This is a genomic window from Streptomyces sp. SDr-06 (assembly GCF_003324565.1).
Taxonomy (GTDB): domain Bacteria; phylum Actinomycetota; class Actinomycetes; order Streptomycetales; family Streptomycetaceae; genus Streptomyces.
Window position 1 is genome coordinate 176,271 of the sequence record NZ_QOLA01000017.1, and the last position, 9,382, is coordinate 185,652.

General features: G+C 73.6%; 12 protein-coding genes and 1 pseudogene. 7 read left to right on the forward strand and 6 right to left on the reverse strand.

The features are described 5' to 3' along the window. The first annotated feature begins 195 nt into the window (after positions 1-195). The 4 genes from DT019_RS28575 to DT019_RS28590 all read left to right on the forward strand — a co-directional run bounded on the left by DT019_RS28575 (position 196) and on the right by DT019_RS28590 (position 3,079). The gene (locus tag DT019_RS28575; protein WP_114039811.1) at positions 196-696 is read left to right on the forward strand and encodes a DUF5949 family protein; all 501 of its coding nucleotides are present in this window, start codon (positions 196-198) and stop codon (positions 694-696) included. Between the two features lie 33 nt (positions 697-729). Further along, entirely contained in the window at positions 730-1,377 is a 648-nt protein-coding gene (locus tag DT019_RS28580; protein ID WP_223279814.1) for a vitamin K epoxide reductase family protein, read from the forward strand. 312 nt (positions 1,378-1,689) lie between these two features. Beyond that, complete coding sequence (locus tag DT019_RS28585) at positions 1,690-2,226, forward strand: tyrosinase family oxidase copper chaperone (RefSeq protein WP_114039812.1); 537 nt, start codon at positions 1,690-1,692, stop codon at positions 2,224-2,226. Continuing rightward, positions 2,210-3,079 (forward strand): tyrosinase family protein, encoded by an 870-nt coding sequence (locus tag DT019_RS28590; RefSeq protein WP_114039813.1) that lies wholly within the window; start codon positions 2,210-2,212, stop codon positions 3,077-3,079. The genes DT019_RS28585 and DT019_RS28590 overlap by 17 nt, the downstream gene beginning before the upstream one ends. Before the next feature lie 103 nt (positions 3,080-3,182). Here DT019_RS28590 and DT019_RS28595 read toward each other — a convergent pair whose 3' ends face one another. The 6 genes and pseudogenes from DT019_RS28595 to DT019_RS28620 all read right to left on the reverse strand — a co-directional run bounded on the left by DT019_RS28595 (position 3,183) and on the right by DT019_RS28620 (position 7,393). After that, complete coding sequence (locus tag DT019_RS28595) at positions 3,183-3,455, reverse strand: chaplin (RefSeq protein WP_114039814.1); 273 nt, start codon at positions 3,453-3,455, stop codon at positions 3,183-3,185. Positions 3,456-3,593: 138 nt separating this feature from the next. Continuing rightward, a complete protein-coding gene (locus DT019_RS28600; RefSeq protein ID WP_114039815.1) occupies positions 3,594-4,316 on the reverse strand; it encodes a hypothetical protein in 723 nt (240 codons plus the stop codon). A gap of 182 nt (positions 4,317-4,498) precedes the next feature. Further along, a pseudogene (locus DT019_RS28605) lies at positions 4,499-5,359 on the reverse strand (glycoside hydrolase family 26 protein); the annotation flags it as partial. Positions 5,360-5,466: 107 nt separating this feature from the next. Then, complete coding sequence (locus DT019_RS28610) at positions 5,467-5,697, reverse strand: hypothetical protein (protein WP_147267360.1); 231 nt, start codon at positions 5,695-5,697, stop codon at positions 5,467-5,469. 58 nt (positions 5,698-5,755) lie between these two features. Next, positions 5,756-7,027, reverse strand: coding sequence for a cytochrome P450 (locus DT019_RS28615; protein WP_114039818.1), 1,272 nt, complete (start codon positions 7,025-7,027; stop codon positions 5,756-5,758). Between the two features lie 87 nt (positions 7,028-7,114). Beyond that, on the reverse strand, positions 7,115-7,393 hold the full coding sequence (locus DT019_RS28620; RefSeq protein WP_114039819.1) for a hypothetical protein: 279 nt from the start codon (positions 7,391-7,393) through the stop codon (positions 7,115-7,117). 165 nt (positions 7,394-7,558) lie between these two features. Between DT019_RS28620 and DT019_RS28625 the strand changes: the two genes are divergently transcribed. From DT019_RS28625 to DT019_RS28635, 3 genes are all read left to right on the forward strand, one after another. Beyond that, the gene (locus DT019_RS28625) at positions 7,559-8,059 is read left to right on the forward strand and encodes a hypothetical protein (RefSeq protein WP_114039820.1); all 501 of its coding nucleotides are present in this window, start codon (positions 7,559-7,561) and stop codon (positions 8,057-8,059) included. Between the two features lie 52 nt (positions 8,060-8,111). Further along, on the forward strand, positions 8,112-8,717 hold the full coding sequence (locus DT019_RS28630; protein WP_189390007.1) for a hypothetical protein: 606 nt from the start codon (positions 8,112-8,114) through the stop codon (positions 8,715-8,717). A 236-nt stretch (positions 8,718-8,953) separates the two neighbouring features. Then, positions 8,954-9,247 carry a hypothetical protein gene (locus DT019_RS28635; protein WP_114039821.1) on the forward strand — a complete coding sequence of 98 codons (294 nt, stop codon included), beginning with the start codon at positions 8,954-8,956 and terminating at the stop codon, positions 9,245-9,247. Positions 9,248-9,382: the final 135 nt, after the last annotated feature.

The window sequence follows — 9,382 nt, forward strand, 5'->3', positions numbered from 1 at the left end:
CGGCCGGTTCGCGCCGGGCCGTCCGCAAGCGTGATTGAGCGGCTCCGGGGAGTTGGGGACCCCGGAGCCGCTTCGCTGTGCCCGGCGCCCGTGCCGCGGGAAGGGGCCCGCGCCCGGTGTGACCCGCCCCGGACGTTTCATCCGGATGAGTGACGGCTGCGAAGGGCTCGGCCCGGAATGTCCTAGAGTCCCGGCATGACTTCAGCCACCAGTGCCGTACAGCCTTCCCGGGCAGCCCTGTTGGGCTCGCTCATCGTCATCGCGTGGAGCGGTGAACACCCCGACGAGTCCGGCGACGTGCCCTTCCTCATGGCGTACCCCCTCGGTGACGGGGTCCAGGGGCCCGAGGGCGCCGAGGTCGCGGCGCGGGCACTCCTCGAAGAGATCGGCATGCCGGCCGGCAGCGTGGTCGACCAGAGTCACGGCGGCTCGTTCCCGCTGACCCTGATCGTGCAGGCCGGGCGGGCCGTCCTGACCATGCCGACCATGGTCGCCCAGTGCCCCGCGCCGCCCGAATGGCTGGAGGCCGCCGCCGGACGCGGCACCGTCCACTTCATGTTCGCCACCCGCTCCTGGCCCGAGGCCACGCCCGGAGTCGCCGTCACCAACGAGCAGTTGAGGGCCTTCGCGGGCGCCGAGGAGACCATCACCACCGCGGGCCACTGCGTCCTCCCCGTCCGCCGCCTGCGCGGCTGACCCCGCCGCCGGACGAGAAGGGAGCCCACAGCGATGTCCCTCCAGGGGATGCTTCCGCGGCAGGCGGTCACCGAGTCGTCCGGCCCCCCGCGCCCGGGCCGCGCCGCGTACGGCGCCGGGCGCGGCTTCGCCCGGCTGGTCGTGCTCACCGGCGCGGCCGGCCTGCTGGCGTCGTGGGTCATCACCCTCGACGAGTTCGCACTGCTGCGGAACCCGGACTTCGTGCCCGGCTGCAGCCTCAACCCGGTGATCTCCTGCGGCACCATCATGAAGAGCGCGCAGGCCTCCGTCTTCGGCTTCCCGAACCCGATGCTGGGTCTGGTCGCGTACGGGATCGTCGCCTGCGTCGGCATGAGCCTGCTCGGGGGCGGCCGGTTCGGGCGCTGGTACTGGCTGACGCTCAACGCCGGGGCGCTGCTCGGCGTCGGATTCGTCAGCTGGCTCCAGTTCGAGTCGCTCTACCGGATCGACGCGCTGTGCCTGTGGTGCTGCCTGGCGTGGGCCGCCACGATCGTCCTGTTCTGGCAGGTCACGTCGCTCAATCTCGTCAAGGGAGCGCTGCCCGCGCCGAGTTGGGTGCGCGGCCTGTTCGCCGAATTCGGCTGGGCGGTGCCCGTGCTGCACCTCGGCGTCGTCGGGATGCTGATCCTGACCCGCTGGTGGGACTTCTGGACCGGCTGAGGGTGCAGGAACGTTGGGCCGACCGCGTGAATCGTCGGCCCCCGCCGCCACGCCCCGCGCGCGCAAGCGTTGACTCCACTGACCAGTCGCATGGTTGAAGCCTCCCCGGGCCGTGCAACCAGTACCGGCCCGGGGAGCGCCCGGCCGCCGCGGCATCACGGCGGCGGCCGTTTCCTGAGACTCCGGGACTCGTTGAACCCGGCATCGATCAAGGGAGAGCGGACGCTTGGACGGGCCCCGGAACCAGCACGGTTACCGGGGCTCACGCATGTGCCGGGCGGGTCCGCGCGAGCGAGCACGAGGGAGACGCCCATGAGCGACGCGACATACTTCTGGCGCGCGTGCCGGACCGGCCGCACCCGCCCCCGGGGCCGGGCGCCCGAGCCCACCAGGCCCGGCACACCCCCACCCCGTACCAGCTGGCGCATCGCCCGGCGCGGCCTGCTGCGCGCCCTGTTCGCCTCGGCGACCGTCGCCTTCACCGCGGCCGCGCTCTCCCGCATCCCCTCCGCCGAGCCCTACGGCGAGCCGACGGGCTCGGCCGGGCCGGAGCGCGGGACGGGGCCGGAGGGCTCCACCTTCGACGAGATGTACGCCGGACACCGCATCCAGGGCTGGCCGGTCCAGACCGGAGCCGCCGAGATCGCCGTGTTCGTGGACGGCCGGCAGCTGAACCTGATGCGCCGCGCCGACGGCGGCTACCTGAGCTCCGTCGACCACTACGCGTCGTACGCCACCGCCCGGGAGGCCGCCCGCGCCGCCGCGGCGGAACTGGGGGCGGCCCGGCTCAGCTCCGTCCCCGTACACGGCAGCCACGAAAGGGGAGCCGACCGTGGTGTACACGCGTAAGAACCAGCGGAACCTGACCAGCGCCGAGCGCAAGGCCTTCGTGAACGCCGTGCTCGAACTCAAACGGAGCGGCGAGTACGACGAGTTCGTCCGCACCCACATCGAGTTCTACGTCCCGGACGGCGACGAGGGGCTGCGGGTCGCGCACATGGCGCCGTCCTTCCTGCCCTGGCACCGCCAGTTCCTGCTGGAGTTCGAGCGGGCCCTGCAACGGGTCAACCCCCGGGTGACCGTGCCCTATTGGGACTGGACCCGGGACAACTCGCCCGCCTCCTCGCTGTGGGGCGACGACTTCATGGGCGGCAACGGGCGCCGCGGCGACCTCCAGGTCATGACCGGGCCCTTCGCGTACGCGCACGGGAACTGGGAGATCTCGGTCAACGTCACCGAAGGACGCTTCCTGACCCGCGACATGGGCCGCCCCAAGGACCCCATCAGCCTGCCCACCCCCGCCGACGTCGCCCACGCGCTCGCCGACCCGGTGTACGACGTCGCGCCGTGGAACTCCACCAGCAGGAGCGGCTTCCGCAACAAGCTGGAGGGCTGGACCAACGGTTCGGGCAGCGCCCGGTTCCGTACGCACAACCGGGTGCACCGCTGGGTCAGCGGTGTGATGCTCGGGGCGGCTTCCGTCAACGACCCGGTGTTCTGGCTGCACCACGCGTACATCGACAGCCTCTGGGGGCGCTGGCAGGCCGCCCACCCCCGGTCCAAGCGGTACCTGCCGGACGTTCCCCCGCCGGCGGGGGACCCGCAGCACGGCCGGGTGGCGGCGCTGAACGAGCCGATGCCGCCGTGGGACGTGGCGCCCTCCGCGCTCCTCGACCACAGCAGGATCTACCGGTACGCCTGACACGGCGACGGCCTCCCGGGGGGAGAAATCCGGGAGGCCGTGTGTACTGCGCGCGTCGACCGTGCGGGCGCCGTCGCGACGGTGCCCGCACGGGACCGGGGAACTAGTCCCCGTAGCCGCCCTGGTGGTGGTGGCTGTCGTCGTTGACGCAGGTGTTGCCGAACGCCGGGTTCAGCAGCCCGATGACGTTGATCGTGTTGCCGCAGACGTTGACCGGGATGTGCACTGGAACCTGCAGCAGGTTGCCGGAGAGGACTCCGGGGGAGTGCGTCGCGACGGCCTCGGCGTTGGCGTCGGCAGCGGCGATACCCGCACCGGACAGCGCCAGGGCGCCCGCTCCGGCGACGACGGCGGCCGTCTTCGCGATACGAGACATCAAAGTTCTCCTTGATATGGACACGCGACCGCAGACTCGCAGTCGTCATTTCACTTCAACGTGTCGATCGGCCATAAGTAACGGACACCTTCGCCCAAAACGGTTCTGCCCCGCTGCCGGGCGCGTGCGGGGCGGCCGCTACTTGCCGTACTTGCCGCGCGAGGCACGCCGGGACAGCGCGAGGGCCGCGGCCCCGGTGACGACCGCGCCCACGCTCAGCGCGCCCAGGAGCGAGGCGTTGGAGTCGGCCCCGGTCTCCGCGAGGCGCGGCGGGGACGACGGGGACGGGCTCGTCTCGGGGGTGCCCGGCGGGGCCGTCTCGGGCGGGGCCGGTGTCTCGGACGGGGTGGTGTCCGGGTACGTGGGCGTGGGGGCCGGCGTCCAGGTGGCCGGCGGAGAGGTGGGCGGCCGCGTCGGCGGGGTGCTGGCCGGCGGGGTCGGCGCGGGCCAGGTCGGCGTGCCGGTCGGAGTCGGGCCGGAGGGCCAGGTGGGGCTGGGGACGGGGGTGGGGGACTGCTCGGGGGGCGTGCCCGTGGGGGCCGGTGAGCACGGCTTCTCCTGGCCGTACCCGGACTCCTCGGTGAAGCCGCCGTAGCCGGGCGGCGGTTGCTCCTCCTCGCCCCCCATGGCGGCGACGGGGTGGCGTCCTCGGTCCTTCGCGCCGTGCCGGGCGGAGGTGCCGGGGCCGGAGCGCGAGCCGTACTCCGTTCCCTCCCCGGCGCCGGACTGCTGGGCGCACGTGCCGTGCGGCGACGCCGTGACGGGGTGGCCCGCGGCGTGCGCCGCATACCCAGAGCCCAGCGCGGAGACCAGGCCCGCGACGAGGGCGGCCCGCGCTGCGGGACCCGTGAACTTGTACATGCCTGCGACCCTTCAACAGGAAATCCGGAGGGGGATCAGATGCTGATACGCATAATTGGGATCGGCGCCGACCCGGCCCCTGGACCACGCGCGCGGCGAGGCACAGACAACCCGTCCGGCGCAGCCCGCACCCCCGCACGGCCCACAGCCGGGCCGCCGGATCCGGTTGCGAGAGGTCACGGCGCGCGGTAGGCGCGCGCCGCCTCGGGATTGAGGCCGCACTCCCACACGCCGTGCGGGCAGTAGTCGGTCAGGGTCTGGTAGACGGGCCGGTACCGGTGGAACCAGGCGGCCATCCGGCGGACGTACTCCGCGTCGTCCCCGTTGCGGAAGAGCCCCCACTCCGGGTACGACACGGGCTTGCGGTGCCGGGCGGCGAACTCCACCTGGGCCCGCAGCCCGTACGGCTCCTCGACCTGGTCCCAGAACGACAGGCCCGCGGGCTGGTCGTAGGAGTCCATGCCGACGATGTCCACGACGTCGTCGCCCGGATAGCACTCCGTCCACGGCACGGCGTCCCGCCCCCGGTTCGGCGCGAAGTCGAAGCGGAACCTCTGCCCCGGCACCGAACGCATCGCCGTGACGACGCGGCGCCAGTACGCCCGCCACGCGGCGGGGTCCGGGCCGCACCGGTGGGTATAGGTGACGCCGTTCATCTCCCAGCCCAACACCACGACGGTGTCCGGGAGTTCAAGGGTCACGAGGAGTTCGGCCAGCTTCACGAAATGGCCGTCGAACGCGCCCCGGGCGCCTTGCCCGAGCAGTTCCCGTACCCCCTCGTCGGGTACGCCGTCCTCGTTGCGGTCCAGCATCGGCACGTTGAGGACGAAGAGCCGGTCCGCGCGCTGGTGGCGCCAGCGAGCCCAGGGCGCGAGCAGCCCCGGCGGGCCCTCGATGTCGCTCCAGGTCCCGCCCGGCAGATAGGTGTGCCCCGCGCGCAGCGGGCCCCGGCCGCGCCACTGCTCGACCGCCGCGATCCGGGCCACGCCCTCCTCGTCCGACCCGGTGAAGACGCCCGCCGCGGTGCTGGACGCGGGGGGCATCGGGCGCGGGGGGCGGCGGTCGTCCGAGGCGAGCGGCAGCAGCGCCGAGACCGCCAGGGCCAGCGCGCACAGCGCGGCCTTCCACGAGGGCGGGCCGCCCCGGGCCGTCAGAGCTCCCCGGCCGTGCCGCCCCCGCGCTGGAGGGCCCCGCTCAGCGAGGCGACGCCGGAGGTCAGCGTCTCGGCGACCTTGCCGTCGCCGCCCAGGACCTTGGGTTGGCCGAACTCGGTGACGCTGCCGTGGCCCGAGCCGGTGTCGGCCGCGGCGATCCCGGGCGCGGCCAGGAGGAGGAGCGAGGCCACGGCGGCGGCGCCCCTGAGGCGGTGGTGAGTGTTCATGCCCGGTACAACGCCGTGTGCGCGGGGAGGGTACGCGCGGCGGGGCGCACCCGGGAGTTCAGGGGTTGGTCACATCAAATGCGAAGTGCTGCCTGCGGACGCGGTGGTCGAAGTTGGACGTGCCGAGCTCCGGGGCGCCGAGCGCGCGCACGGCCAGCGGCCTCGTCAGCAGCTCCCGCAGCACCGCCTTGATCTCCAGCCGTGCCAGATGCGCGCCCAGGCAGTAGTGCGGTCCTCCGCCGCCGTATCCGAGGTGCGGATTGGGGTCGCGGGTGATGTCGAAGGCGTCCGGGTCGGTGAAGACGGACGCGTCGCGGTTGGCGGACGCGTACAGCAGCATGACCTTGTCGCCGGGCAGGAAGGTGTGGCCCGACAGGACGTAGCGGGTGGTGACGGTCCGGCGGAACTGGATGATCGGCGTCGAGTGCCGCACGATCTCGTCGACGGCGCCGTCGGCGTACCGCTCGAAGTCCGCTCGGAGCAGGGCGAGTTGATCCGGGTGGTCGGTGAGCAGGGCGAGCGCGTGGGCGATGGCGTTGCGCGTCGTCTCGACGCCGGCTACCAGCAACAGGGAGAAGAAGGAGCCGAGTTGGCGGTAGCTCAGGGACTGGCCGTCCAGGTCGGCGCGGACCAGGGCCGAGATGAGGTCGCCGGTCGGGCGCCGCCGCCGCTCGCGGCCGAGCCGGGCCACCGTCAGCTCCATCCGGGCCAGCGCCCGCAACCCCTTGCCGGGGCTCAGCAGCCGGGCGCCGAGGCCGCGCCGCACCCCGGCGTGCTCCGAGGCGCGGTCGATCTGCCGGGCGATCCGGTGCCGGTAGGCGTCGGGCACGCCCAGCATCGCGCAGATGACCTCGAACGACATCCGGGAGGCCACGGCGGAGACGAACTCGTCGGGCCGCGCGGCGACCATGTCGTCCACGATGCGTACGGCCAGCTCGCGGATGCTGACCTCGGTCTCGGCGAGGAGCCGCGGCGTGAAGGCCTGTTGGACGATGCGGCGCAGCCGGGCGTGGTCGGCGCCGTCCAGGTTGACCATCGAATCGCCGAACACGGCGCGCACCCAGCGCGCGGGCTCCGGCGAGGTGACGCCCGGGGCGCTCGCGAAGATCCGCGGCAACCGGCTGGCCTTGAGGACGTCGGCGTGCCGGACCAGCGCGTAGAAGCCCCGCTCGGGGCGGTGCCGGGTGGCCCGGCGCTCGGTGAAGAACGCCGGGCGCGGCTCGGCGCGCAACTCCGCGAAGCGCGCGAGGCGCTGAGCGGGGGGCAGCCTCCAGAACGCCGGGTCGGCGAGGTCGGCGGTGGGGGCGGGGGCCGTCGGGGGGTGTGTCACGCTCGCACCGTCCTGGCCGCCGCGCGGCTGGGGGGAGGGGGGGAGGGGGGAGGGGGGAGAGGATGGGGGGCGGGAAGTGCCGAGGGGTCAGCTGACCAGGTCGTGCCCGGCCTTCACCGCGTCGCGGGCGGCGGTGACCGCCTCGGTCCCGGCCTTGACGCCGCCCTTCACGGCGGTCACCTTCTCGCCCACCTTGTCCCCGAGGACGCTTTCGGCCGCGGGCTTGATCTGCCCGCCGGCGGCGCTCGTGGTCCGGGCCGCACTGCTGAGGGTGCCGCCCAGGTCGAAGGCGTGCGCGGACGGGGACAGGGCGGCGGCGAGCGCGGTTCCGGCTGCGGCGGCGGCAAAGTATCGACGTACGTTCATGTCGCCTACAACGCACGAGCCGGGCCAAGGGCACGCCCCGTCGGGCCACGCGCCGCGGATGGGCTCCGCATTGCTGCAAGCAGGCGAATTTTGCACTGATCCGGCAACCGGGGTCGTTCTTGCAGGGCGACACGGCCGAGTAGTCGAGAGAAGGAAAAGAACTCCATGGGAATCAGCACACGCGCGGGTCTGGCGAGCGTCATGGCGTGCATGGCGACCGCGGCGGCCGTGGCGCCGGCCGCGGCGGCCCCGGCCGTTCCGGTCGTCGTACCCCTCGGCGCCCTGAACACGGTCCTCCCGTTCGAGGCCCCCACCCTGAGCACGGGCATGCCGCTCCCCGTTCCCGGCGTCCCCGACGGCCCGCGCTATGTGAAGGGCAACCTGATGCCGAAGAACATGGTCCCGGCGGTGCCGATCGAGTCCGCGGTGCCCGACACCCACCTCGGTGCGCCGCTGCCCGACCCGCTGTCCTCCCGCGTCCTCGGCACCCCCGCGCTGATCAGCCCCGACAGCGCGCTGCACGTCGTCACGCCCGGCGCGGACCTCGGCGCCCCGCTCAGCCAGCCGCGCGCCGCGCTGTTCGGGCTGCCCGCCGTCACCCTGCCGAAGGCCGGTCTGACGGCCCCCGCCGTCCAGGGCGCACCCGCCGCCACGGCGAGCTTCTGACCTTCCGGCGCCCCGCGCACCGGTCCACCACCCCCAGCCCAGGAGCCCGGCCATGCCCCGTCCGCCCAGAACCGTCCTCGCCGCGCTGCTCGCCCTCACCGCCGTCACGGCGCTCGCGACCGGGGACGCGGCGGCCGCGCCCGGCCGGCCCGACCCGCACCGGGCGGGTGTGGGGCAGGACGCGCTGCCGCCGTGGCCCGCGCCCGCCGACGCGTCCGCGGCGGTCGCGGCGGCGGGCCTGGAGATGCTGTCCGCCGAGGGCATGGTGCAGCACACCCACACCCATCTGGACGTCCTCGTCGACGGCCGGCCCGTCACCGTCCCCGCCTCGATCGGCATCGACGAGCCGCGCCGCCGCATCAGCCCCCTGCACACCCATGACACCAGCGGCGTGATCCACGTCGAGTCGCCGCGGCGGGCGGAGTTCACGCTCGGCCAGTTCATGGCCGAGTGGCAGGTGCCGCTCGGCCAGGACCGCATCGGCGGCCTGCACGCGGGCCGCGGCCGCCATCTGACGGCGTACGTCAATGGCCGCAAGGCCGCCGGGAACCCCGCGGCGATCGTGCTGCACGCCCACGACGAGATCGCCCTCGTGTTCGCGCGGGACACCGACCGCGGGCCCGTCCCTAAGGACTACGCCTGGCCGCACGGCCTGTAGGAGGCGCGGCGCCGCCGGTGCGAGCGGTCCGACTGAGCGTTTCTCCGCACGGGTCGGCGGGCCGTGCGGAACAGGATCCGTGTCGCGGCGCGGACAGTGGGCCAGCAGCTCCTGCCCGGGGTTCTACTCCCCCCGGACAGGAGCTGCTGTCCTGTACGGCCGTCCGGGGAGGTAGGCCTGTCGGGTGAGAGCGGGGGTCGGCCGTGTCCGCTCCCGCCGCTCCCCGTTGTGCACACGTGATCTCAACACGACGTATCGCCACAGTCCTTGCCGTCGCCGCCGGTGTCTCGGGTCTCGCCCTGTCGACGGCGAGTGCCGCCGGGCCCCTCGACAAGCTGGTCAAGCCGATCAACCCGGTCAGCGAGCTCGACACCATCGCCACGACCAACATCCCCGCCCAGTACACGGCCCAGCTCCCCACGGTCAAGAACCAGCTGGCCGGGCTCAATCACCTCAACGACCTGCGCCAGCTGACCCAGCTCACCGACCAGGCCGCCCCGGTGCTCAACCTGCTGCCCACGGCGGGATGACGTACCCCCGCGCCCGTGCTGTGGAGCGGGGGTCCGCGTCAGAGGAGCCCCAGGTCCAGCAGGTGATGATCGCGGTCGTGGTGCCAGCCGTGGTGATGGTGGCAGTCACCGTCGTGATCGTGGTCGTGTGCCGCT